Genomic DNA, 22,762 nt, shown 5'->3' on the forward strand with positions numbered 1-22,762 from the left:
CTGTCAAATTATCATGATAATTTGAGCGCAGCTCAATCGCCTCTGCCCCGCGCCCTCAAAACACCCAGCGGTCAACATATCAGTCCAAGATCAAAACGGGCGCCAAACCCGAGCCTCCCGCCAAAGGCGGGAGGGGAGATATCCAGCGCGCCGAAGGCGCTCCATATACCAACAGCTTACTCGGCGGCGACAGTCTCAGCCTTTTCGACCCGCACCGCCGAGTATTTGAACTCGGGGATCTTGCCGAATGGGTCGAGCGCCGGGTTGGTCAGAATATTCGCGGCCGCTTCGACATAGGCAAAGGGCAGAAACACCATATCCGGTGCAATTGCCCGGTCCGCCCGCGCCATCACTTCGACACTGCCGCGCTTGGTGCTCAGACGCACCATCCCGCCCGGCTCGACCCCCAGCCGGCGCAGAGTCGAGGGATGCAGCGAACAATTTGCCTCGGGCTCGACCGCGTCCAGCACGCTGGAGCGACGCGTCATCGACCCGGTGTGCCAATGCTCCAACTGGCGCCCCGTGGTCAGAACCATGGGATAGTCGGCATCCGGCAGATCGTCTGGCGGAATGACCGATGCCGGAGTGAACTTCGCCCGCCCCTCGGGACGCGGGAAACCATCACCAAAGACGATTGCCTGCCCCGGGTCTTCGGGCGAAAGCGACGGGTAAGTCACCGCGTTCTCACGCTCCAGCCGCTCCCACGTGATGTTCGACAGCGATTTCATGTTCAGCTTCATCTCGGCAAAGACATCTGCCGGGCCGTCATAGTCCCAAGCCAGCCCTAAGCGCTGCGCCAAGTCGACGGTGATTGCCCAATCCTCGCGCGCCTCACCGGGAGGGGACACCGCAGGCCGCCCCATCTGAACCTGACGGTTGGTATTGGTCACCGTCCCGCTCTTTTCGGCAAAGCCGCTGGCGGGCAGGATCACATCTGCGTAGTTCGCCGTCTCAGTCAGGAAAATGTCCTGCACCACAAGGTGTTCCAGCTTGGCCAGGGCTTCGCGGGCATGCTCCACGTCCGGGTCGGACATGGCCGGGTTTTCACCCAGCACATACATGCCCTTGATATCCCCGGTGTGCACCGCGTCCAGTATCTCGGTGACTGTCAGACCCTTTTCGGCGCTGAAATCGCCCGATTTCCAGACATCGGTAAAGGCGCTGCGCACCCCGTCATCGCCCACCGGCTGGTAATCGGGCAGGAACATCGGGACCAACCCCGCGTCCGAGGCCCCCTGAACGTTGTTCTGCCCGCGCAAGGGATGCAGCCCGGTGCCCGGACGCCCGACATGGCCGCACATCAGCGCCAGCGAAATCAGGCAACGCGAATTGTCCGTGCCGTGAATGTGCTGCGACACGCCCATGCCCCAGAAGATCATTCCAGCCTTGGCGGTTGCGAAATCGCGGGCAACCTGCCGCAGGGTTTCGGCCGGAATGCCGCAAAGTGCTTCCATCTTTTCGGGCTGGAACTGTTTGAGGTGCTTTTTCTCGGCCTCCCAATTCTCGGTGAAGGCTTCGATATATTGCTGATCGTAGAGCCCCTCTTCGACGATCACATGCATGATCGCGTTCAGCATCGACACGTCAGCGCCCGGTTTGAACTGCAACATATGCGTTGCGAACCGCCGCAGGCCGACACCGCGCGGGTCCATCACGATCAGCTTGCCGCCGCGCTTGGTGAACTGCTTGAAATAGGTCGCCGCGACCGGATGGTTCTCGATCGGGTTGGCCCCGATCACGATGGCCACATCGGCATTCTCGATCTGGTTGAAGGTCGCCGTCACCGCACCGCTGCCGACGTTCTCCATCAACGCCGCCACGGAAGACGCGTGGCACAGCCGTGTGCAGTGATCGACATTGTTGTGCCCAAAGCCCTGACGGATCAGTTTCTGGAACAGATAGGCCTCTTCGTTGGTACACTTGGCGCTGCCAAAGCCCGCAACGGTCTTGCCACCCAGGTCGCGCAGCCGCGCCAGACCGCCTGCCGCGACCTCCATCGCCTCGTCCCAGCTTGCCTCGCGGAACACCTCTTGCCAGTTGCCCGGATCGACGTTCAGCCCCTTGGGCGCGCCCTCACGCCGGATCAACGGCTTGGTCAGCCGGTGTTCATGATGCACATAGTCAAAGCCAAAGCGCCCCTTGACGCAAAGACGCCCTTCGTTGGCGGGGCCATTGATCCCCTCGACATACTTGATCTTGCCATCCTTGACCTTGAGGCTGATCTGACAGCCGACCCCACAGAAGGGGCAGACGCTTTCGACCTCGCTGTCAAAATCGGCGCTGTCTCCCTGCTGCGCGTCATCAAGCACGGTGGCGGGCATCAAGGCCCCGGTGGGACAGGCCTGCACGCATTCGCCGCAGGCGACGCAGGTGCTGGCGCCCATCTCATCGTCGATGTCAAACACCGGATAGGCATCATGTCCGCGCCCGGCCATGCCGATCACGTCGTTGACCTGCACCTCGCGGCAGGCCCGCACGCACAGCCCGCATTGAATGCAGGCATCAAGGTTGACCCGCATCGCCACGTGGGAATCGTCCAACAGCGGGATGCGCTCGGCCTCCAGCGTCGGGAAACGGCTTTCCGACACCCCGGTCCGCTCGGCCATGTCCCACAGATGCGACGAGCGGTCATGCGCCGCTGCCTGCTCTGGCTGGTCGGCCAGCAGCAGCTCCATCACCATCTTTCGCGCATTGATGGCGCGGGCATTGGCGGTGTTCACCACCATCCCGTCCGAGGGTTCGCGAATGCACGAAGCCGCAAGCGTGCGCTCGCCCTCGATCTCGACCATGCAGGCCCGGCAGTTCCCATCCGGGCGATACCCGGGCGCGGGTTTGTGGCACAAATGCGGGATCTTCAGGCCCCGCCCGTTGGCGACCTCCCAGATGGTCATGCCTTTTTCGGCTTCAACTTCGTTGCCATCCAGCGTGAAACGGATCGTATCGGACATTGCGCGGAACTCCCTTCGTCTGGGTCTTTTAATCATGCCCCGACTGGATAGCGCAGATCAATCCCGACACCTTCCCTCGAATTTGCGCCTCCTCGGGTTTCCAATAGGCGACAGGCTCCCTGAAATGCTGCAGGATGTGAGCGTGACCTGTTTCCAAACCCGCGAGGGGCCGACGCGGCCACATTGCCCCCAATCAAGCATTTTCGCACCATTCATCTGCACTATGCGCCAATTGCCGCACGAACGCACATTCTTTAGACCCCTCCTCAAAGGAGACCCGTCCAATGCCTACACATCCGCAAACCCGTATTGGCCACGTGCATCTGAAGGTATCAAACCTTGAGCGTTCCATCGCCTTTTACCGCGATATCATGGGGCTGGAAGTGACCCAGATGTATGGGGATCAGGCTGCTTTTCTTGGCGCAGGTGGTTATCACCACCACATCGGGCTGAACACATGGGAAAGCGCCGGAGGCCCAAGACCGCCGCGCGGCACCACCGGCCTGTACCATACCGCCTTCCTGTACCCTGACCGTCCGGCCCTTGCGCGGGCGCTGAAACGGGCGCTGGACGCCGGGGTCGAACTGGAGGGTGCAGCCGATCATGGCGTTTCAGAGGCGATCTACTTTTCCGATCCCGACGGCAACGGCATCGAAATCTACCGTGATCGTGCGCCCGAGGATTGGCCGCGGGACGCACAGGGCAACCTGACCATGTCGAACGCCCGCCTGGACCTGAACGCGCTCTTGGCCGAAGCCTGAGCAACGTCGCCTCTGGACCTTGCCTTGGATGCTGCCTAGGGTCCGCGACAAAAAGGAAAGGCACGCTCATGGCAACCGGCACGAATATCCGCACTTACTACAATGGCCAGTGGCATGACGGCGACACGATGATCATTCGCGCCGCCGATCATGGGGCCTGGCTGGGGTCAGGCGTCTTTGATGGCGCCCGTTATGTTCAGGGTGTTGCGCCCGACCTTGATGCGCATTGCGCCCGCGTCAATCGCTCGGCCGAGGCGCTGATGGTCAAGCCCACGGTCACCCCCAAAGACATGGTGGAAATCGTCCTCGAAGGGCTCAAGGCCTATACCCCCGACGCCGCCGTTTACATCCGCCCGATGTACTGGGGCATTAATGGCGACATCACCGCCATTGTCCCGCAGCCTGATGAGACCGGCTTTGCCATCTGCCTCGAAGAAATCCCCTTTGCGCCGGATAGCGCGACCGTCAAACTCGGGCACACGCGTTTTCGCCGTCCGGTTCTGGAAAGCTCGGTCGTGAACGCCAAGGCGGGATGTCTGTATCCCAACAACGCCCGCATGCTGGCCGAGGTCCGCGCGCGCGGCTTTGGCAATGCCCTGGTTGCGGATGCCATGGGCAACGTCGCAGAAAGCGCCACGGCCAACGTCTTTATGGTCAAGGACGGAGAGGTGTTCACCCCTATCGCCAATGGCACTTTCCTTGCCGGGATCACCCGCGCCCGGCATATGTCCAACATGCGCGCCGATGGCATGGCAGTGCATGAAACCGTGCTGACCTTCGACGATTTCAAAGACGCGGACGAGGTTTTTCTATCCGGCAACATGAGCAAGGTCACCGCCGTGACCGGCTTTGAAGACACAGAGTATCAGGCGGGGCCCGTCACCAGGCGCGTACGCGAAATGTACTGGGACTGGGCCACCTCGACGGCACCGTGATCTCCAAGACCGGGGCGCTGGACAGGCCTGCGCCTCTCGGCCATCATCGCTGCGAAGAGGGAGTACCACATGCGCAAGTTTCTTGTTGTCCTCGATGACAGCCGCGAATGCCTGAACGCCATGCGCTTTGCTGCCATGCGCGCCGCCAATACCGGTGGCGGGGTCGAAATCCTGTCGGTCATTCCGCCGGATGAGTTCAACCATTGGATCGGTGTTGGTGACATCATGCGCGAAGAGGCCCGCGAAAGGATCATTGCGCATTTCGAGGTCTTCGCCAAATGGATGCGCGACAAGCAAGGGATCGACCCCGAACTTGTCATCCGCGAGGGCGAACCCGTGCCGGAAATCATCGCTCAGGTCAAAGACGATCCCGACATCGGTGTGCTGGTTCTGGGCGCCGCCGCCGACAAGAAGGGCCCCGGGCCGCTGGTCACACAGCTGACCAAAAACGCCGGATCCCTGCCCATTCCCATCACCATCGTTCCCGGCGATATGAGCAAGGAACGCCTCGAAGCGGTCACATGACCCATGCCGATGCCCTGGAGCTATCGTCACGCGAAACGCGAATGGCGCAGCTTTCTTGATGACGTGCGCGAAATCGCCTGCACCCCTTCGGACAATGTTGCCTATACCATGACCGAAGGGGTGTTCCGCGCCTTTCGCGGCCGCCTGACGCCGCAGCAGGCGCTGGATTTTGCGCAAGATCTGCCCGCATTGCCCCGCGCCCTTTTCGTGCAGAACTGGCAATTGGCGGACCCGGTGCCTTGGGCCGACCCCGCCACCATTCTGGCCGAGGTCAAAGCCCTGCGCAAAAATCACAATTTCGCGCCTGACAACGCGGTAGAAGCGGTGTCCTTTGCCCTGCACCGGGCCGTACGCCCCGACATCTTGCGCCGTGCGCTGGCCAAGATCGGCCCCGAAGCGCAGGCCTTCTGGCAGCTGAGCGGCTATTCCGACAAGGATCTTTCGCCCGGCTTTGGCTAGTCTTTAGAATCGTTCCAATCCTTGACGATCGGCCCTTAGAGGCGCATATAAAGTGCAAGCCACGAAAGGTGCGACCAAGATGTTTATTCAAACCGAATCCACGCCGAACCCTGCCACGCTCAAGTTTCTGCCCGGCCAGACCGTGCTGGAGATGGGCACCGCCGATTTCCCGGCCCCCGAGGCCGCCAGTGCTTCGCCATTGGCGCAGCGACTGTTCTCTGTCGAGGGTGTGACCGGTGTCTTTTTCGGCACCGATTTCGTGACCGTGACAAAAGATGAGGCCGTTGACTGGGACCACATGAAACCCGCCATCCTTGGCGCCATCATGGAGCATTTCCAATCCGGCCAGCCTGTCATGAGCGATGGCGCCATGCAGGCCGGCGGCCATGCCGATCACAGCGGTGAAGACAGTGAAATCGTCGGCCAGATCAAGGAATTGCTCGACAGCCGCGTACGCCCCGCTGTGGCTCAGGACGGGGGCGACATCACCTTCCACGGCTTTGATCGCGGCGTCGTATACCTGCACATGCAGGGCGCCTGCGCGGGCTGCCCCTCGTCAACACTGACGCTGAAAATGGGCATCGAAAACCTGCTGCGCCACTACATCCCGGAAGTGACCGAGGTACGCCCGGTTGCCGTCTGATCCACTCGTTTTGGCATTCGACACATCGGCGGCGCATTGCGCCGCCGCTTTGTTGTGTGGTGACACGGTTTTAGCCAGCCGCTCCGAAGAAATGGGACGCGGTCAGGCAGAACGGCTCATGCCGCTGCTGCAAGAGTTGCTTGATGAAACCGGCAAAGACTGGACCGAACTGACCACTTTGGGGGTTGGCATTGGCCCGGGGAACTTCACCGGCATCCGCATTTCCGTCAGCGCGGCTCGCGGCCTTGCGCTTGGCCTCGGCATTCCCGCCATCGGCGTCTCGCTGTTTCAGACAACCAAGTGCCTGTCGAATCGGGCGCAGACCGCCGTTCCCGCGCCCCGCGATCAGGTTTATCTAAAGGATCACGACAAGATGTGTGATCCGATCCTGAGCCCGCAGATGCCGGACATGGCCTATGCCCTGTCAACCGAACACGCGCCCGTCGATCACGTCGAAATGATGGCCCGCATCGCCGCCAAAGCGCCCAAGAACACGCCTCGACCGGCGCCGCTGTACATCAGGCCCGCCGACGCTGCGCCGTCGCGCGATACCCCGCCGGTGATTTTGGATGACGCCTGAGGCTCTTGCTGACCTTTGCACCCGCGCTTACCAGCATATGTCGCCATGGACCGCCGCGCAGATCGCCAGCACTTTGGCGCAACCTTCATCGCTTCTGACCACCTCGCAGCGCGCGTTTGTTCTGGGTCAAGTCATCACCGATGAGGCCGAGATCCTCGCCCTTGCTGCCGATCCGGCAAAACAGCGTAGCGGGCAGGCCAGCGCCGCCCTCGAGATGTTCCACCGGCAGGCACGCACACGTGGCGCCGCCCGGGTTTTTCTGGAGGTCCCGGAACACAACATCCCGGCCATCCGGTTTTACGAAAAACACGGCTATACCGCCGTCGGGCGCAGAAAAGCCTACTATCGCCTGACCAACGGGCCGAGTGCCGATGCTTTGATCATGGCGCGGGATTTGCCCTGACGTCAGCGGACCTTAGCCGCCTGATCCGCAACTAAATCCACAAGAATCGGTTGACCATCTGACAGCCACGCGCCCTAATTGCGTCCATTACGCAAGGCGGACCCACAAACGAGGTCCGCCCTTCAACCGACTGGGAGCAACTCCATGACCTTTATCGCAAAGACCCTCGGCTCTGTCGCCGCCCTCGCGCTGAGCGCAGGCGCCGCATTGGCCGACCCGGCGCTGATCTACGACCTTGGCGGCAAGTTCGACAAGAGCTTCAACGAAGCCGCCTTCAACGGTGCCGAAAAATACGCCGCAGCAACCGGCGGCAGCTACAAGGACATCGAACTGCAATCCGAAGCCCAGCGCGAGCAGGCCCTGCGCCGCTTTGCAGAAGCGGGCTTCAACCCGGTTGTGACCACTGGTTTCTCGATGTCCTCGCCGATCGCTTCGGTTGCGGCGGACTATCCAGACACCAAATTCGTCACCATCGACGGCTTTGTCGATCCCGGCGAGCACCCGAACGTTCTGTCGATCCTGTTTTCCGAGCACGAAGGGTCGTACCTTGTCGGCATGATCGCCGCGATGGCCTCCAAATCGAACACCGTCGGCTTTGTCGGTGGCATGGACATCCCGCTGATCCGCAAGTTTGCCTGCGGTTATGCCCAGGGCGCGATGGCCGTGAACCCCGACGCCAAGGTCATCGCCAACATGACCGGCACCACCCCCGCCGCGTGGAATGACCCGGTGAAAGGCTCCGAACTGGCAAAGGCGCAGATTTCGCAGGGCGCCGACGTGATCTTTGCTGCCGCCGGTGGCACCGGTCTGGGCGTTCTGCAGACCGCCGCCGACGAAGGCATCCTGTCGGTCGGCGTGGACAGCAACCAGAACTATCTGCACCCGGGCAAGGTTCTTACCTCGATGCTCAAGCGTGTCGATGTGGCCGTTGACGAAGCCATGACCGCAGGCGCCGATCTGGAAACCGGCGTCAAGGTGCTGGGCCTTGCGGAAGAGGGCGTCGGCTATGCGCTGGACGACAACAATGCCGCGCTGGTCACCGACGAGATGAAAGCCGCCGTGGACGGCGCCCGCGAAAAGATCATCGCAGGCGAGATTTCGGTCCACGATTACAGCACGGACGACACCTGCCCGGTTCTCCAGTTCTGATGAAGTTCAGGGCCGGGGCGCACTGCCTCGGCCCTGTCTACCGCTGCCTGCACGCTTGGTGCGGCTGCCCCTCAGGGCAGATCAGCGGACGCCCTCATTCAAAAGGCGCATTATGACCCAAGCCCCAGCGATCGAACTCAGAAGCATTTCCAAGGCCTTTGGCCCCGTTCAGGCCAACAAGGACATCTCGATCCGTGTCGAACGCGGCACGATCCACGGTATCATCGGCGAAAACGGCGCAGGCAAATCGACGCTCATGTCGATCCTCTACGGGTTCTACAAGGCCGACAGCGGCGAGATCTTTATCGGCGGCAAGAAGACCGAGATCCCCGACAGTCAAGCCGCCATTGCCGCTGGTATCGGCATGGTCTTTCAACATTTCAAGCTTGTGCAGAACTTCACCGTTCTGGAAAACGTGATCCTTGGCGCCGAGGACGGCAGGCTTTTGCGCCCCAGCCTGTCCCGCGCCCGCGGCGTTCTGAAACAGCTTGCCTCGGAATATGAACTCAACGTCGATCCTGACGCGCTGATCGAAAACTTGTCCGTCGGGCACCAGCAACGGGTTGAAATCCTCAAGGCGCTGTACCGCGAGGCCGACATTCTCATCCTTGATGAACCAACAGGCGTGTTGACCCCTGCCGAGGCCGACCACTTGTTCCGTATCCTCAACGGGTTGAAGGACGAGGGCAAAACCATCGTCCTGATTACGCATAAGCTGCGCGAGATCATGGAAATCACCGATACCGTCAGCGTGATGCGCCGGGGCGAGATGACCGCGACGGTCAAGACATCGGAAACCAGTCCCGAACAGCTGGCCGAACTGATGGTCGGTCGCAAAGTCCTGCTGCGCGTGGATAAAAAGCCCGCGACGCCCGGCGCCAAGGTGCTTGAAGTCGAAAACCTGCGCCATATCGACAAAGACAAGGTCGAGCGGCTCAAAGGAATCTCTCTGAATGTGCGCGCGGGCGAGATTCTTGGCATCGCGGGCGTGTCAGGCAATGGCCAGTCCGAACTGCTCGAAGTCTTGGGCGGCTATGCCGACGCCACCGGGTCAATCCGCGTCAATGGTCAGGAAATTGACCTGACGGGCAAGCACTCTGACGGTCAGTCGCGCCGCGCCCGTGGCATCGCCCATGTCCCCGAAGACCGCCACGGTGAAGGCCTGATCCTGCCCTTTACCGCCTGGGAAAACATGGTGTTCGGCTATCACCGCGATCCGGCCTACCAAAATGGCCTTCTGATGGACAATGCCGGGATCAAGGAAGAAGCCGCCAAAAAGATGGCGCGTTTCGACGTTCGACCGCCGAACCCGAACCTTGCGGCGCGCAACTTTTCCGGGGGCAACCAGCAAAAGATCGTCCTCGCCCGCGAGATCGAGCGCAACCCGGATATCCTGCTGATCGGCCAACCCACGCGCGGCGTCGATATCGGCGCGATCGAGTTTATCCACCAGCAGATCGTCGCCCTGCGCGATGCGGGCAAGGCAATCCTTCTGGTCTCGGTCGAGCTGGACGAGATCATGTCGCTTTCTGACCGGATCGCGGTGATGTTCGACGGCCTGATCATGGGTGAACGGCTGCCGGCCGAGACCAATCAAACCGAACTGGGCCTGCTGATGGCGGGTGTCACCGAAATGCCGGACAAACCGCTGATCGAGGCGATTGACGAGCAATTGCAGGCCAAAGAAGCACGGAAGGCCGCCAAACTATGACCGCCCCTGTCTTCATCTTGTCCCAAATACCCCTGCCGGAGGCGTCCCGCCGTGCCGCAATCGCCCCGGCTTTCAAGGAAGCGCTCCATGGATAGAATGCCTGCCTGGGCCGACGCGGTCCTTGTTCCTCTGATCTCGATCATCCTTGCCGCGCTGCTTTCGGCCGTGGTCATCCTCGCCATTGGGGAAAACCCGATCACCGCCTTCACGATGATGGTCGACGGCGCGCTGATGAAATCCTCGGGCTGGGGATATACGCTCTATTATACCACCAACTTCACCTTTACCGGGCTGGCCGTGGCCGTCGCCTTTCACGCCCGCATGTTCAACATCGGCGGCGAGGGGCAGGCGATGATCGGCGGGTTGGGCGTGGCGCTTGTCTGCCTGTTCATTCCCTTCCCGCATTGGTCGATTTCGCTGATCTTCACCACGCTCGCGGCCGGGCTGTTTGGTGCGGCCTGGGCCTATATCCCGGCTTATCTACAGGCGAAACGCGGCAGCCATATCGTCATCACCACGATCATGTTCAACTTCATCGCCGCTGCCGTGCTGAACTATGTGCTGGTCAACCAGTTGCGCCCCACCGGCGCGATGGAGCCTGCCACCGCGAACTTCCCGGTTGGCACGCATTTACCGACATTCCAGGCGATGTTCTCGACCGCCGAGACGCCCTTGTTCCGTGGGTCTCCGGCCAATGTCACCTTCTTCATCGCCATCCTCGCCTGTATCGCCGTCTGGTTCCTGATCTGGCGCACCAAGCTAGGGTATGAAATCCGTGCCTTTGGCCATTCCGAGTCGGCGGCAAAATATGCCGGGATTTCACCGGTCAAGATCACCGTGGTTGCTATGCTGATATCCGGTGGGCTCGCCGGAATGATGGCCCTGAACACCACCCAGGGCGAAGCCGAGCGTCTGGTCCTGAACGCCTCGGAGGGGGCCGGTTTTATCGGGATCGCCGTGGCGCTTATGGGGCGTTCGCACCCTTTGGGGGTCTTTCTCGCGGCGCTGCTGTTCGGGTTCTTGTACCAAGGCGGGGCCGAGCTGGCCTTTTGGGCCAACATCCCGCGCGAACTGATCACGGTGATCCAGGCTTTGGTCATCCTGTTTACCGGAGCGTTGGACAACATGGTGCGCATGCCGCTTGAAAAACTGTTTCTGGCGATGCGAAAGGGAGACGCGTGATGGATCTGAACACGATCATTCAGGTGCTCGACAGCACCGTGCGCATGTCCACGCCGCTTTTGCTGGCCTGTCTGGCAGGGCTGTTCTCCGAACGTGCGGGGATCTTTGACATCGGTCTGGAAGGCAAGATGCTGATCGCCGCCTTCTTCTCGGCTGCCATTGCCTATGAATCCGGATCGGCCTGGGTGGGTCTGGGCGCAGGGATCGCCGCGTCGCTGGTGTTTTCAGCCATTCACGGGCTGGCTTCGATCACCTTCCGGGGCAACCAGCTGATCTCGGGGGTGGCATTGAACTTTCTCGCCTCTGGCCTGACGGTGCTGATCGCGCAGGATTGGTACAAACAGGGCGGGCGCACCTTGACCCTGCCAAGCACCGCCAAGTTCGGAGAGCTGGACCTGCCCTTTGCAAATGCGCTTCGTGACGTGCCGGTGGTCGGCCCGATTTATTCAGATCTGATCTCGGGGCATTCAATTCTGGCCTATGCGGCCTTTGCCATGGTGCCACTGACATGGTGGATCCTGTTCCGCACCCGGTTTGGCCTGCGCCTGCGGGCCGTGGGCGAAGCGCCGGACGCCGTGGACACCGCTGGCGTGTCCGTCACCGGGATGCGATTTGCGGCTGTGGCGATCTGTGGCGTGCTTTGCGGCATTGCTGGCGCTTATCTGGCAACTTCGATTCAGTCCAACTTTGGCCGCGAGATGTCGGCTGGCCGGGGCTATATCGCGCTGGCCGCGCTGATCTTTGCCAAGTGGCGGCCGTGGTACGCGCTGGCGGCCTGCCTGCTGTTCGGTCTGCTTCAGGCCATCGCGCTGCGGTTCCAGAACATCGACCTGGGCTTTTTCACCATCCCGGTTCAATTCATGGATGCGCTGCCCTACATCCTGACGGTGGTGATCCTTGCCGGTTTTGTCGGCAAGGCCATTCCGCCCCGCGCTGGAGGCGAGCCTTACGTCAAAGAGCGTTAACCACAGGCAAAGCCGCCTCGCTCAACAAGAAACATGCGCCGCCCCGTTGCCTTTGCTGCTTGGGCGGCGCTAAATGTTTTTATGCAGGTCTACCTCCCCATCGCCGAGGTTTCGGTCAACATTTTCCTCGTGCTCGGCTTGGGCGGCTTGGTCGGAGTGTTGTCTGGCATGTTTGGCGTTGGCGGCGGCTTTCTTTTGACGCCCCTGCTGTTCTTTATCGGCATTCCCCCGGCCGTGGCGGTTGCCACCGGCGCGAACCAGATCGTCGCCTCGTCCTTTTCCGCGGTTCTGGCACATTTCAAACGCCGAACGGTTGATCTGCGAATGGGCACCGTCCTGCTGATCGGAGGCTTGATCGGCGCCACTTTCGGCGTCATGCTGTTCAACTACCTCAAGAAGCTGGGACAGGTCGATTTGCTGGTCAGCCTGTTTTACGTGGTGTTTCTGGGTATCATCGGCGCGCTGATGTTCATCGAAAGCCTGAACTCCCTGCGCAAGTCGCGCCGCGGCATCGTTCCAGCCCGCAAGAAACACAACTGGGTGCATGGGCTGCCGTTCAAGATCCGGTTCCGGACCAGCGGGCTTTATATCTCGGTCATTCCACCGCTTGTGGTGGGGCTCATGGTGGGTGTGCTGGCGGCGATCATGGGCGTCGGGGGTGGCTTTATCATGGTGCCCGCGATGATCTATCTGCTGGGTATGCCCACGAAGGTGGTTGTCGGCACGTCCTTGTTTCAGATCATCTTTGTCGCCGCCTTCACGACCACGCTGCACGCGGCCACAAACTATACCGTCGATATCGTTCTGGCGGTGCTGCTGCTGGTCGGCGGCGTGATCGGGGCGCAGTTCGGGGCGGGCATCGGCGCGCGGATGAAGGCTGAGCAGCTGCGCATTCTTCTGGCCGGTCTGGTACTGCTGGTCTGCGCCAAGCTGGCGCTTGAATTGCTGCTCATGCCCTCTGAACTCTACAGCATTGCGGGGGTCTGAGCATGCCGCGCCTTGCCGCCCTTTTGGTCCTGCTGGTGCTTTGGTCCCTGCCCTTGCGCGCCGAAGAGGTGGTGCTTGGCCTCAGTCAGGACCGCGTATCGATCTCGACCGATTTCGACGGCTCCGACATCCTGATCTTTGGTGCGATCAAGCGCGAAGAGCCGATCCCCGAGGGACCGCCGCTTGAGGTGATCATAGCCATCGCAGGCCCTCTGCAACCGGTGACAGTGCGCCGCAAGGAACACCGTTTCGGCATTTGGGTAAACACGGATTCCGTCGTCGTTGACGCGGCGCCATCGTTTTATGCCGTGGCCACCTCTGGGCCGTGGAACGAAGTGATTTCTAACGTCGAAGACCTGCGCCACAAGATATCAATCCCGCGCGCCATCCGGTCCGTAGGCGCCCCTATGCAGGTACAGGATTCGCAAAGTTTTTCGGCGGCCGTCATTCGCATTCGCGCGGAGGAAGATCTTTACCAGTTGCTCGAAAGCACGGTAGAGGTCAGCCAGTCCACTCTGTTCAACACCTCCATCTCGATGCCCTCCAACCTGACCGAGGGATCGTACCCCACGCGTATCTTTTTGACGCGCGGCGGCAATGTGATTTCCAACTTCGAGACCGTGATCGAAGTGCGCAAGGTCGGGCTGGAACGCTGGCTTTATACCCTGTCGCGGCAGCAGCCGCTGATTTATGGCCTGATGTCGCTGGCCATCGCCATCGCGGCGGGCTGGGGCGCGTCCACTGCCTTTCGCATACTGAGGTCAGGATGAGCCGTCCGTCCCCCGGAACCCGCAAAGCCTATGCGGCCTTTCATGTCTTGCCCACCCGTTGGATGGACAACGATGAATACGGCCACATGAACAACGCCACCTACTTGTCGTTGATCGACACTGCCGTCAGCTTTTGGCAGTTGGGTCAGGGCCTGCAAATCCGCGGCCCCGAGGCGCTGCGCTTTCTGGTTGTCGAGACCGGGGTGCGCTATCACGCAGAGGTCGGCTTTCCCGATGTCATTCACGCCGGTTTGCGGATCGGACATCTGGGCAATTCGTCCCTGCGCTTCGAGGTCGGGCTGTTCCGCAACGACGAGGATACCGCCAGCGCCGAAGGGTTCTTTGCGCAGGTTTTGACCGGCCCGGACGGGCGCCCCACCCCGATCCCCGAGGCCGCGCGGTCGATTTTTGCCGGGTTGCTCAAAAAGGGCTGACCGGCCCCAACGCTAGAAAAAGCTTTGTGGGTCGATGTCGATGGCCAAACGCAGATCCCCGCGCAACTTGATCGGCGCGACCCAGTTGCTGAGCGCGCCCTGCAAAGCCACGCCTTTGGGGGCCTTGACCAACAGGCGCACGCGGTGACGTCCGCGCACCCGGGCGATGGGCGCAGGCGCCGGCCCGTAGACAACCGCGCCAACCCGGCGCAAGGGCGCATCGTTGCGGGCAAGATGGTTGCCCAGATCAAAAACCTGCTGCGGCTCGCCGCCTGACAGGATGATCCCGGCCAACCGCCCATAAGGCGGCATGCCCGCCGCGCGGCGTTCTTCGGCCTCGGCCCGCCAAAAGGCCTCTTCGTCGCCGGCAAGGATAGCGCGGATCACCGGGTGTTCGGGTTGATAGGTCTGCAGCATCGCCACGCCGGGCTTTTCGGCCCGCCCCGCACGCCCCGCCACCTGCCGCATCAGCTGAAATGTCCGTTCCGCCGCCCGCAGGTCCGAGCCTTGCAACCCAAGGTCGGCGTCGATCACGCCCACCAGGGTCAGATGCGGAAAGTTGTGCCCCTTGGCCACCAATTGCGTGCCAATGATGATATCCGACCCGCCCTCGGCGATGGCGACGATCTGTTCCTTGAGTTCGCGTGCCGTCCCGTACAGGTCCGAGGACAGCACCGCGATCCGCGCCTCGGGAAATAGCGCCGTTGCCTCTTCGGCCAGACGTTCGACACCCGGGCCGACGGGGGCCAGACGATCTTCGGCCTCGCAACTTGGGCAGGTGGTCGGGATCGGTGTGCTTTCCCCGCATTGATGACAGACCAGACGTTGCAAAAAGCGGTGTTCCACCATGCGCGCGTCACAATGGGGGCAGCCGATCTGTTGCCCACAGGCCCGGCACAACGTCACCGGCGCATAGCCGCGTCGGTTGAGGAACAGCAACGCCTGCTCTCCGCGCTCCATCCGTTGTTTGACGGCGGTTTCCAGTTGCGCGGAAATCCAGCGGTTCGACGGCAGCTTTTCAGGCCGCATGTCCAGCGCCCGCATCTCGGGCAGGACGGCCTCGCCAAAGCGCGAGGTCAGAACCAGCTTGTCGTATTTGCCCGCCTCGGCATTTGCCCAGCTTTCAAGGCTGGGTGTCGCCGTGGCCAGCACCACCTGCGCCCCAAGGATCGAGGCGCGCAGAACGGCCATGTCGCGGGCGTTGTACAACACGCCCTCTTCCTGCTTGTAAGAGGTGTCATGTTCCTCATCGACCACGATCAAGCCAAGGCGCTGATAGGGCAGGAACAAAGCGGATCGCGCGCCCACCACCAGTTGCGCGTGCCCTTCGGCCACCATCCGCCACGTGCGGCGGCGTTCCGTGATCGTCACGCCCGAGTGCCATTCCGCCGGGCGGGCGCCAAAGCGGGCCTCGACGCGGGCAAGAAATTCAGCCGAAAGCGCAATCTCGGGCAGCAGGACAAGCGCCTGCCGTCCTTGCCGCAATGCTTCGGCGACGGCCTCGAGGTAAACCTCGGTTTTGCCCGATCCGGTAACGCCTTTGAGCAGGGTCGTCGAATAGGTTTCGTTGCGCTGCGCCGCGCGCAGACGTTCGGCTGCGGCGGCCTGATCCGGCGTTAATGTCTTTGAGCCATAATCCGGGTCAAGCAGCGGGAAGGGCGGGTCGCGCGGGCATTCCTCTTCGCGAATTGCGCCGGAAGGCAGCAGTCCCTTGACCACCTGGGGCGTCACCCCGGCGGCCTCGGCCAATTCCTTGAGGGTCAGCGCGAGCCCGCCCATTTCCTGCGCGGCCTCGATCACCCGGCGGCGGGCGTCTGTCAGGCGCGGCGGCTCGCCCTCTCCGATCCGGTAGACCTTGCGCATGGACGGCGGATCGCCCAGCCCCGGTGCGCGGGTCGCAAGGCGCAACATCAGCGACATCGGCGTCAGCGTATAGGCGCCGGATTTTTCAAGAAAGCTGCGCATTTCATCGCGCATGGGCGGCACATCCAAGACCCGGATGACCGAGCGGATTTTTGAACGGTCATAGTCCCCCTGCCCCGGCCCCCACACGACGCCCTGTACCTTGCGCGGGCCAAGCGGCACCTCGACATAGGCGCCAAGGTGGCAGCCGCCCTCGGGTGCCTTGTAATCGAGCAAACGGTCCAGCGGCTGCGCCGTCAGCACCGCCACGAGATCACCTGTCTCGTAATATACAGGGAGGGTCTGCTGTCGATCCGGGGTTTTGTGCGCCATGCAAAAGGGGTAAAGCCGAAGGCAGGAAAGGCCAAGCCATCAAAGGGAGCAAGCCTCATGAAATTCTTTGTCGACACCGCCGAAATCGATGCAATTGCTGAATTGAACGATCTGGGCATGGTGGATGGTGTGACAACCAACCCTTCGCTCATCAAGAAATCCGGGCGTGATATCCTTGAAGTGACCAAAGAGATTTGCGAGCTGGTCTCCGGACCGGTGTCCGCCGAGGTCACCGCTATCGATGCCGATACCATGATTGCCGAGGGCCGTAAGCTGGCCGAAATCGCCGAGAACATCGCCGTCAAGGTTCCGCTGACCTGGGACGGCCTGAAAGCCTGCAAGGTGCTGTCGGGCGAAGGCAAAATGGTCAACGTGACGCTGTGCTTTTCCGCCAATCAGGCGCTGCTGGCGGCCAAGGCTGGCGCGACATTCATCTCGCCCTTCATCGGGCGTCTGGATGACCTGAACGTGGATGGGCTGGAGTTGATTGCGGACATCCGCGAGATTTATGACAACTACGGTTACGAGACGCAGATCCTTGCTGCCTCGATCCGCACGGCGAACCACATGAGCGAATGCGCCAAGATCGGCGCTGACGTGGCCACCGCCCCGCCTGCCGTGATCAAGGCCATGGCGAACCATGTTCTGACCGACAAGGGGCTGGACCAGTTCCTGAAGGATATCAAGGACGCCGGTATCAAGATCGTCTGATGGAATTCGGATCGCCTTAGGCGATCCGATCCCTGCGCTTTGCCTATGGCAAAGCGCATACCGGGGGCGCTGCCCCCGGACCCCCGAGGTATTTTAGGCCCAAAGAAGCAAGGCACGGGTGGCACATGGACACCCGTCTTCATTTTTCGATATTTGGTTCGCCCTGAAGGCCGAGAATTTTCCGGAAGCCTGTCCAATACCCCGGCAAGCGGGGTGGTTCTTTCATCCCAGCCAGAGCCTCGTCTGCCCAAGGGGCCATGGCGCGCATCGCAAAGCCCCGCCCCCACTCCAGATAGGCCTGTGCGTTTTCGGGGCGCAGGCGGCAGGCACTGCCGACCAGTCCAACCAGTGTTTCCGGGGGAGAATACCATTCGTCCTGAATGCCGGTCACCTTCTTTTGCAGGAAAGGGCCGACCATGCGCATCAGGCGTTTGTCAGAAAAGAGCAGCAGCATCTTGCCCATCTCGTCGCGGGTGTAGTGGATGAGCGGCGGGAAGGTGTCAAAAAACACCGCGCGCCCATCGATATAGGCAAAGTTGCGGATCGAGGGGTGAAAGCCGATGCGGGTCTGCGTCCCTTTTGCCCAGTGCCAGAAGGTCGCGATGATCTGGCCAGCGGCCTCCATCATCGCCAGCGTTTCTTCCAGTGTTCCCTGTTGCATCAGCGGGCGCATGAGGCGCTCGGTCGGCAAGGCCTGCTGAACGATCACCGGTATGCGCGTGCCGCCCATGTCCAGCAAATGGAACTCGGTTTCCGGCAGGCCCACACCCGAGGCGTTCAGCGCAACGACATAGTCGTCATGGCAGACCTTCAGGCGGTCCAGCGCGGCCGCATCCGGCAACCCGCGGTAGACCTTGATCACCTTGTCGGAAAAGGGCCCGCTTGCCGGCTGGAAGGGGGCGCAAAAGTAACCCAGCTTGGAAATCGTCTGGCCCTTGGTGGCGGAATCGGCGCGGATCAGGTCTGCCAGCGCAGCGAGGTCTGTCATGGGTCGTCTCCTTTGAAGGGCTCCTTACCCGTTTGACAGATGCCGCGCCACCTCTGCCGTCAACGCCTGCACCTCGGCGTGGGCGGGACCGCGCGGCATTTCCAGCGCGCCAAGTCCCAAGCCCAGCGATTCCGCATAGACCACACGGTTGGCCAGCCCGGATTCGGCAATCTCGGCTTCCATCTTGGCTGCGGCCTGAGCGACATCCGCGCCGAGCCGCGTACCGCTGCGGGTGCGGTTCATCACCAGCAAGGCGTCGCGGTTTTCTCGTTGCGCAAGATCCAGCACGCCTTCGGTCGCCCAAAGATCGACATGGCTAACGGAAATCGGCACAACAACCAAAGCCGCCACCCGCAGTGCTGGACGCAGGTCGCTGTCAGCCTTGGGCGGGGTGTCGACGATCACAAAATCGAAGTTCGCGGTCAGCTTGCGGACCTCGTATGAGATGCCCCATGCCGAGGAAGTCGCAAATTCGAGCCCTTCGACAAGGTCTGGCCGATTTTCGGCGCGGGTCATGAACCAGCGGCCAAGGCTGCCCTGCGGGTCGAGGTCGATGAAGGCAACGGTTTTGCCAAGCGCCCTTAGCCCGACGCCCAAGTTGACGGCCGTGGTGGTCTTGCCCGACCCGCCCTTTTGCTGCGCGATTGTGATAACCTGGCCCGCCATGGACTCGTCCCCCTATAAGGCTGACGCACTTTGCACTTGCAGCATGGCAAAATCCAGCCCCATGGGGCGCACTTAACGCCGCATTAACCAAGGTGAAGACATTCTTGCCCCAAATGAGGAGCCATGGATGTCCCTGCGGGCGCTTTTATCGTGTTTGATTTTGATCTTTTGCGCGACGGTTGCGCAGGCCGGGGCTTGGCCGCGCGAAAAGGGGCATGGCTTTGTCAGCACGGCGGTCCGCCTGTCGTGGCCGCAAAACCTGTCGCATTGGACGTCGCCCAACCCGACCGAGCAGTACTACACCGCCTATCTGGAATATGGCCTGACGGACAAGGTGACACTGGGGTTCGACCTTGGCCGCTCGGTTTCAGGCGATGGCAAGACGGTTGGATTTTTGCAATGGCCGCTGCGCAGTGCCGACAAGGGTCCGAAGATTTCGGCGGCGCTGGGTCTTGGCCGGATCGGAGAGCAGATAGTGCTGCGGCCGGGGTTGTTTATCGGCTGGGGCTTGAACAAGGGCTGGTTGACCATCGATTCTACCGCCGAATACCAGATCGAGAACGCCCTGACCGACTATAAGATGGACATCACCTGGGGGCGCAATCTGGCGCGGGATCGCAAGCTGATCCTTCAGTTGCAAACTGGCAAGCCGGCGGTTGATCCGGCCTTTGTGCGGCTGGCGCCCTCGATCGTGGTTCCGATGGGCAAACGCGCCAAGCTTGAGACAGGCGGGACGCTGGGCCTTGTCGGGGACACGTCGATGGGTCTCAAGATCGGCCTATGGACGGAGTTCTGAAAGCCGCTAGACTGCGCAGATGACGTCCCCAATTCGCCCCACCGACGACGAAGCGCGGCAACTGGCCCGCAATCTGATGCAGACCGCACGGTACGGCGCATTGGCGGTGCTGGACCCGCAAAGCAGGGCGCCGCTGGTCAGCCGGATTGCCGTGGTCCCGGGGCCGGATGGCCTGCCACTGTCCTTGGTATCTGACCTTGCGGCCCATACAGCCGCGCTCAAGGCCGACCCCCGGTGCTCCTTGATGGTCGGCGAGCCCGGCGACAAGGGTGATCCGCTGACCCACCCCCGACTCAGCCTGCAAGGGCGCGCGCGGTTCATCCGCCACGCTGATGCGGAACACGGGGCACTGGCCGCCCATTATTTGACCCTGCAACCGAAGGCGAAACTGTATATCAGTTTTGGTGACTTCGCCCTGATGCGCCTGACCCTGACTGGGGCGTTTCTGAATGGCGGCTTCGGCAAGGCCTTTTTCCTGACCCCGGACGATCTGACATAGCAAATGGCCGGGTCCACCAAAGGTGGCCCGGCCGCGCCGACAAGGATGCCAGCGCCAATTGAACGTCAGCGATCAGATGTCCATACGCACCTTCAGCGTGACATCGCCGCGCATGTTCTCTGGCCATATCACATGGACCTTGTCCTGTGCGCCGCCTTCACGGGTTGACGTATAGGGCATGTAATACTGTGATACGTTGTTGCCATCGCGGGGGCGCGAGCGCGTCACGAGGCTTTCGACCTCCATGGCATAGCCGTTAAAGGGCAGACGGTCGTCGGTATCCACTTCCCAGACCTGGGCGCCACTGGCCTGCGAATGGCGCACCAGCAACGGGTTTTCCGCCCCCGATGTGACGTTGTGATAGGTGTTCCCCGTGAAGAACACGTTCTTCATGCTCTGGAATTCGAGGTTGGCGAACGAGGTGTCCACCCGCTCGGACCGATTGACGGTCGCACCGACACAGCGGAACGTGTTGCCGGAAACATTCATACCGTTGATGTAGTGACCCGTTCCATAGGGCTTGACCACGATATGGCTGAACCACGGCGCCACGTTCGAGGACAGCATCACGTTGTTGGTGATCGACAGACCGGCAAAACCGAAGCCCCCCGAGAAATCAGGCTCGGGCTCGCGTTCATTGGTCCATTCGACAAAGCAGTTGTCGATGTAGTTGCCGGTGATCTGGGCGTTGCAGGCGCGCAGACAAATGATCAGCCCCGCTGTTCGCACACCGTTTGCGCTGGGGTCTCCCTGAAAGAAGTGGTTGCCCGAAATAACCGAATGCGCGCCGCTGATCACCGCAAAATGGCGAAACTGCGAGGCCCGGTTGTTGCGGAGCTTGACGTCATTGGCGTTGGTATTGATCGCAACCGTCTGGCGGTTCTGCGCAAGCACGTCGCCCTCATGGCTGATGAACTGGCAATGGTCGACCAGAAGGCCCTGGCACCCATCACCGGGCGATGTGATGCCGCGCTTGGCCGGACGGTTGAAGACGCAATTGCGGATCACGTTGATCGTCCCCAAGGGCGCCAGCATGATCCCCGAGGCACGTTCACCGCACTGGAATTCCACGTCTTCGATCTCGAACACGTTCAGGCGATCAAAACCGCTGAAATCCAGCAGATACTTGAAACGGGTGAAGGTGTAGGTTTGCGTGCCGACCGCATCGGAAAGGGGCTGCGACAGAGTGATTTCCTGTGCGCCAAGATTGATGTCCTTGACATAGATTTCACGGCCCACGCCCGCGCCTTCGATCAGGCTGCCCTTCTGGATATTGGCGATATTCGTGACGTTGGTCAGCTTCCAGTGATTGCTTGCCGAATAGGTGGCCTGGCTGGTCACCTTGACCTCGTCCCATGCGGTGCTGTCTTCGGCCCGCAACTGGCCATTTCGAATGACGCGGCGCTGCGCATAGGTCGTGCGATTGGGAACCGCACCCTGCACATCAATCGGAGAAGTGACCGAAATCCTGCGCCCGCCCAGATCAAGGCTTTCGTGGTCGGCATTGTTCATCAAGGACTGAACCGCCTTCTTGAACGCCAGTTCCTCATCACCGCCAAAGGCATCAATATAGGTGGGCAGTTCAAAATCCTTGGTCAGGGAAAGGATCGCGGTCGTCGGCATGGTGACCTTGCCTTCGAACTGGATGCGATTGCTGATCTCGACCGAAGTTCCAAGGAAATAGGTACCAGAAGGGACAAATACCCGGCGGCCGTCCGCTGCAGCGTCGGCAGCTTCAAAAGCCGCGCTGTCATCGGTCGTTCCGTCACCCTTCGCACCAAAATCGCGCACGTCCACGACGCTGATCAAGTCACGCAGAAAAACCGAGGTGACGTCTTCAATCACAATGTCATCGATACGGACTACACCGCCGCTGACGCCGGTCAGATCCAGACCGAAATGGCCATAGACCGCGTTCGGCCCCCAAGCCATATCTACACCGCCGCGCGCTCCGGTGCCGACGATGGCACTTACCTCGACAACCTCGCCATAGGTGGTCAGCGTGGTCGAAGGACCAGTGGTGGTGACACCGCCGATCTGGTTTTCATTGGCATCACCCGGCCAACCGGCGATGCGCACGCTGGGCAGCGCGCCTGCAACCGCCTTGAGTCGAACGGTGATTTGCAGGTAACAGCCCGGAAACAGAGGCGTCTGCCCCATAAAGCGCAGCCGCTGTGTGCTGTCGGTCTTCTGGATTTCCAGACACCCTGCAAAATCCTGATCGGCGGGCACGAAGGCCGCTGTCGGCAGATTGGCATAAGTGGCCGAGCCGGGCGTGCCATCACCCCGCGAAAACAGCCCCAGATTATCCGCTGCAAAAGCCGGGGGCATAAAAACCACACCGTCGGTAATCGCCTTGTTCATCGAGATCCCTTTCCACGCAAGAGGCATCGCGCCTCGGTTGGACAAGGGAAA

General features: G+C 61.3%; 22 protein-coding genes. 17 read left to right on the forward strand and 5 right to left on the reverse strand.

Annotated features, from left to right (window positions below):
• Positions 1–176: 176 nt before the first annotated feature.
• Positions 177–2,948: a formate dehydrogenase subunit alpha gene (gene fdhF, locus ACOYQJ_RS13995; protein ID WP_422906647.1), complete on the reverse strand. Its 2,772-nt coding sequence runs from the start codon at positions 2,946–2,948 to the stop codon at positions 177–179.
• 284 nt (positions 2,949–3,232) lie between these two features.
• Here fdhF and ACOYQJ_RS14000 point away from each other — a divergent pair, with 284 nt between their 5' ends.
• The 14 genes from ACOYQJ_RS14000 to ACOYQJ_RS14065 all read left to right on the forward strand — a co-directional run bounded on the left by ACOYQJ_RS14000 (position 3,233) and on the right by ACOYQJ_RS14065 (position 14,452).
• A complete protein-coding gene (locus ACOYQJ_RS14000; RefSeq protein ID WP_422906648.1) occupies positions 3,233–3,709 on the forward strand; it encodes a VOC family protein in 477 nt (158 codons plus the stop codon).
• 68 nt (positions 3,710–3,777) lie between these two features.
• Positions 3,778–4,644 (forward strand): branched-chain amino acid aminotransferase, encoded by an 867-nt coding sequence (locus ACOYQJ_RS14005; RefSeq protein ID WP_422906649.1) that lies wholly within the window; start codon positions 3,778–3,780, stop codon positions 4,642–4,644.
• Between the two features lie 69 nt (positions 4,645–4,713).
• On the forward strand, positions 4,714–5,169 hold the full coding sequence (locus tag ACOYQJ_RS14010; RefSeq protein ID WP_422906650.1) for a universal stress protein: 456 nt from the start codon (positions 4,714–4,716) through the stop codon (positions 5,167–5,169).
• Positions 5,170–5,178: 9 nt separating this feature from the next.
• Entirely contained in the window at positions 5,179–5,628 is a 450-nt protein-coding gene (locus ACOYQJ_RS14015) for a DUF2267 domain-containing protein (RefSeq protein ID WP_422906651.1), read from the forward strand.
• 79 nt (positions 5,629–5,707) lie between these two features.
• Positions 5,708–6,271 carry a NifU family protein gene (locus tag ACOYQJ_RS14020; protein WP_422906652.1) on the forward strand — a complete coding sequence of 188 codons (564 nt, stop codon included), beginning with the start codon at positions 5,708–5,710 and terminating at the stop codon, positions 6,269–6,271.
• Positions 6,261–6,851, forward strand: a complete 591-nt coding sequence (gene tsaB / locus ACOYQJ_RS14025) for a tRNA (adenosine(37)-N6)-threonylcarbamoyltransferase complex dimerization subunit type 1 TsaB (RefSeq protein ID WP_422906653.1) — start codon at positions 6,261–6,263, stop codon at positions 6,849–6,851. Before ACOYQJ_RS14020 ends, tsaB begins: the two co-directional genes overlap by 11 nt.
• Entirely contained in the window at positions 6,841–7,254 is a 414-nt protein-coding gene (gene rimI, locus ACOYQJ_RS14030) for a ribosomal protein S18-alanine N-acetyltransferase (protein ID WP_422906654.1), read from the forward strand. The genes tsaB and rimI overlap by 11 nt, the downstream gene beginning before the upstream one ends.
• Before the next feature lie 144 nt (positions 7,255–7,398).
• Entirely contained in the window at positions 7,399–8,403 is a 1,005-nt protein-coding gene (locus ACOYQJ_RS14035) for a BMP family lipoprotein (RefSeq protein WP_422906655.1), read from the forward strand.
• Between the two features lie 112 nt (positions 8,404–8,515).
• Positions 8,516–10,114, forward strand: a complete 1,599-nt coding sequence (locus ACOYQJ_RS14040; RefSeq protein ID WP_422906656.1) for an ABC transporter ATP-binding protein — start codon at positions 8,516–8,518, stop codon at positions 10,112–10,114.
• Between the two features lie 87 nt (positions 10,115–10,201).
• On the forward strand, positions 10,202–11,296 hold the full coding sequence (locus ACOYQJ_RS14045; protein WP_422906657.1) for an ABC transporter permease: 1,095 nt from the start codon (positions 10,202–10,204) through the stop codon (positions 11,294–11,296).
• The gene (locus ACOYQJ_RS14050; RefSeq protein WP_422906658.1) at positions 11,296–12,261 is read left to right on the forward strand and encodes an ABC transporter permease; all 966 of its coding nucleotides are present in this window, start codon (positions 11,296–11,298) and stop codon (positions 12,259–12,261) included. The genes ACOYQJ_RS14045 and ACOYQJ_RS14050 overlap by 1 nt, the downstream gene beginning before the upstream one ends.
• An 81-nt stretch (positions 12,262–12,342) precedes the next feature.
• Positions 12,343–13,248 (forward strand): sulfite exporter TauE/SafE family protein, encoded by a 906-nt coding sequence (locus ACOYQJ_RS14055; protein ID WP_422906659.1) that lies wholly within the window; start codon positions 12,343–12,345, stop codon positions 13,246–13,248.
• 2 nt (positions 13,249–13,250) lie between these two features.
• Complete coding sequence (locus tag ACOYQJ_RS14060) at positions 13,251–14,018, forward strand: TIGR02186 family protein (RefSeq protein ID WP_422906660.1); 768 nt, start codon at positions 13,251–13,253, stop codon at positions 14,016–14,018.
• Positions 14,015–14,452, forward strand: a complete 438-nt coding sequence (locus ACOYQJ_RS14065; protein ID WP_422906661.1) for an acyl-CoA thioesterase — start codon at positions 14,015–14,017, stop codon at positions 14,450–14,452. The genes ACOYQJ_RS14060 and ACOYQJ_RS14065 overlap by 4 nt, the downstream gene beginning before the upstream one ends.
• Positions 14,453–14,464: 12 nt before the next feature.
• Here ACOYQJ_RS14065 and ACOYQJ_RS14070 read toward each other — a convergent pair whose 3' ends face one another.
• Positions 14,465–16,687: a primosomal protein N' gene (locus ACOYQJ_RS14070; protein WP_422906662.1), complete on the reverse strand. Its 2,223-nt coding sequence runs from the start codon at positions 16,685–16,687 to the stop codon at positions 14,465–14,467.
• Positions 16,688–16,744: 57 nt separating this feature from the next.
• On the opposite strand from ACOYQJ_RS14070, the gene fsa reads away from it, so the two are divergent.
• Positions 16,745–17,398, forward strand: coding sequence for a fructose-6-phosphate aldolase (gene fsa, locus ACOYQJ_RS14075; protein WP_422906663.1), 654 nt, complete (start codon positions 16,745–16,747; stop codon positions 17,396–17,398).
• A gap of 139 nt (positions 17,399–17,537) precedes the next feature.
• On the opposite strand, the gene ACOYQJ_RS14080 is transcribed toward fsa, so the two are convergent.
• Complete coding sequence (locus ACOYQJ_RS14080) at positions 17,538–18,386, reverse strand: DUF6206 family protein (RefSeq protein WP_422906664.1); 849 nt, start codon at positions 18,384–18,386, stop codon at positions 17,538–17,540.
• Positions 18,387–18,410: 24 nt separating this feature from the next.
• Complete coding sequence (gene parA / locus ACOYQJ_RS14085; RefSeq protein ID WP_422906665.1) at positions 18,411–19,052, reverse strand: ParA family partition ATPase; 642 nt, start codon at positions 19,050–19,052, stop codon at positions 18,411–18,413.
• Between the two features lie 127 nt (positions 19,053–19,179).
• Here parA and ACOYQJ_RS14090 point away from each other — a divergent pair, with 127 nt between their 5' ends.
• Both ACOYQJ_RS14090 and ACOYQJ_RS14095 read left to right on the forward strand, forming a co-directional pair.
• Positions 19,180–19,848: a hypothetical protein gene (locus tag ACOYQJ_RS14090; protein WP_422906666.1), complete on the forward strand. Its 669-nt coding sequence runs from the start codon at positions 19,180–19,182 to the stop codon at positions 19,846–19,848.
• Between the two features lie 19 nt (positions 19,849–19,867).
• Complete coding sequence (locus ACOYQJ_RS14095) at positions 19,868–20,347, forward strand: HugZ family pyridoxamine 5'-phosphate oxidase (protein WP_422906667.1); 480 nt, start codon at positions 19,868–19,870, stop codon at positions 20,345–20,347.
• A gap of 72 nt (positions 20,348–20,419) precedes the next feature.
• Here ACOYQJ_RS14095 and ACOYQJ_RS14100 read toward each other — a convergent pair whose 3' ends face one another.
• On the reverse strand, positions 20,420–22,711 hold the full coding sequence (locus tag ACOYQJ_RS14100) for a glycosyl hydrolase family 28-related protein (protein ID WP_422906668.1): 2,292 nt from the start codon (positions 22,709–22,711) through the stop codon (positions 20,420–20,422).
• Positions 22,712–22,762: the final 51 nt, after the last annotated feature.

It is taken from the genome of Pacificoceanicola algae (genome assembly GCF_049341065.1).
GTDB lineage: Bacteria > Pseudomonadota > Alphaproteobacteria > Rhodobacterales > Rhodobacteraceae > Pacificoceanicola.

Coding starts and splice junctions, on each gene's coding strand:
- ACOYQJ_RS14040 (WP_422906656.1), top strand. CDS start 8,516: ATGACCCAAGCCCCAGCGATCGAACTCAGAAGCATTTCCAAGGCCTTT.
- rimI (WP_422906654.1), top strand. CDS start 6,841: ATGACGCCTGAGGCTCTTGCTGACCTTTGCACCCGCGCTTACCAGCAT.
- ACOYQJ_RS14035 (WP_422906655.1), top strand. CDS start 7,399: ATGACCTTTATCGCAAAGACCCTCGGCTCTGTCGCCGCCCTCGCGCTG.
- ACOYQJ_RS14000 (WP_422906648.1), top strand. CDS start 3,233: ATGCCTACACATCCGCAAACCCGTATTGGCCACGTGCATCTGAAGGTA.
- ACOYQJ_RS14005 (WP_422906649.1), top strand. CDS start 3,778: ATGGCAACCGGCACGAATATCCGCACTTACTACAATGGCCAGTGGCAT.
- ACOYQJ_RS14015 (WP_422906651.1), top strand. CDS start 5,179: ATGCCCTGGAGCTATCGTCACGCGAAACGCGAATGGCGCAGCTTTCTT.
- ACOYQJ_RS14020 (WP_422906652.1), top strand. CDS start 5,708: ATGTTTATTCAAACCGAATCCACGCCGAACCCTGCCACGCTCAAGTTT.
- ACOYQJ_RS14050 (WP_422906658.1), top strand. CDS start 11,296: ATGGATCTGAACACGATCATTCAGGTGCTCGACAGCACCGTGCGCATG.
- fdhF (WP_422906647.1), bottom strand. CDS start 2,948: ATGTCCGATACGATCCGTTTCACGCTGGATGGCAACGAAGTTGAAGCC.
- ACOYQJ_RS14080 (WP_422906664.1), bottom strand. CDS start 18,386: ATGACAGACCTCGCTGCGCTGGCAGACCTGATCCGCGCCGATTCCGCC.
- parA (WP_422906665.1), bottom strand. CDS start 19,052: ATGGCGGGCCAGGTTATCACAATCGCGCAGCAAAAGGGCGGGTCGGGC.
- fsa (WP_422906663.1), top strand. CDS start 16,745: ATGAAATTCTTTGTCGACACCGCCGAAATCGATGCAATTGCTGAATTG.
- ACOYQJ_RS14100 (WP_422906668.1), bottom strand. CDS start 22,711: ATGAACAAGGCGATTACCGACGGTGTGGTTTTTATGCCCCCGGCTTTT.
- ACOYQJ_RS14045 (WP_422906657.1), top strand. CDS start 10,202: ATGGATAGAATGCCTGCCTGGGCCGACGCGGTCCTTGTTCCTCTGATC.
- ACOYQJ_RS14070 (WP_422906662.1), bottom strand. CDS start 16,687: ATGGCGCACAAAACCCCGGATCGACAGCAGACCCTCCCTGTATATTAC.
- ACOYQJ_RS14065 (WP_422906661.1), top strand. CDS start 14,015: ATGAGCCGTCCGTCCCCCGGAACCCGCAAAGCCTATGCGGCCTTTCAT.
- ACOYQJ_RS14060 (WP_422906660.1), top strand. CDS start 13,251: ATGCCGCGCCTTGCCGCCCTTTTGGTCCTGCTGGTGCTTTGGTCCCTG.
- ACOYQJ_RS14095 (WP_422906667.1), top strand. CDS start 19,868: ATGACGTCCCCAATTCGCCCCACCGACGACGAAGCGCGGCAACTGGCC.
- ACOYQJ_RS14090 (WP_422906666.1), top strand. CDS start 19,180: ATGTCCCTGCGGGCGCTTTTATCGTGTTTGATTTTGATCTTTTGCGCG.
- ACOYQJ_RS14055 (WP_422906659.1), top strand. CDS start 12,343: ATGCAGGTCTACCTCCCCATCGCCGAGGTTTCGGTCAACATTTTCCTC.
- ACOYQJ_RS14010 (WP_422906650.1), top strand. CDS start 4,714: ATGCGCAAGTTTCTTGTTGTCCTCGATGACAGCCGCGAATGCCTGAAC.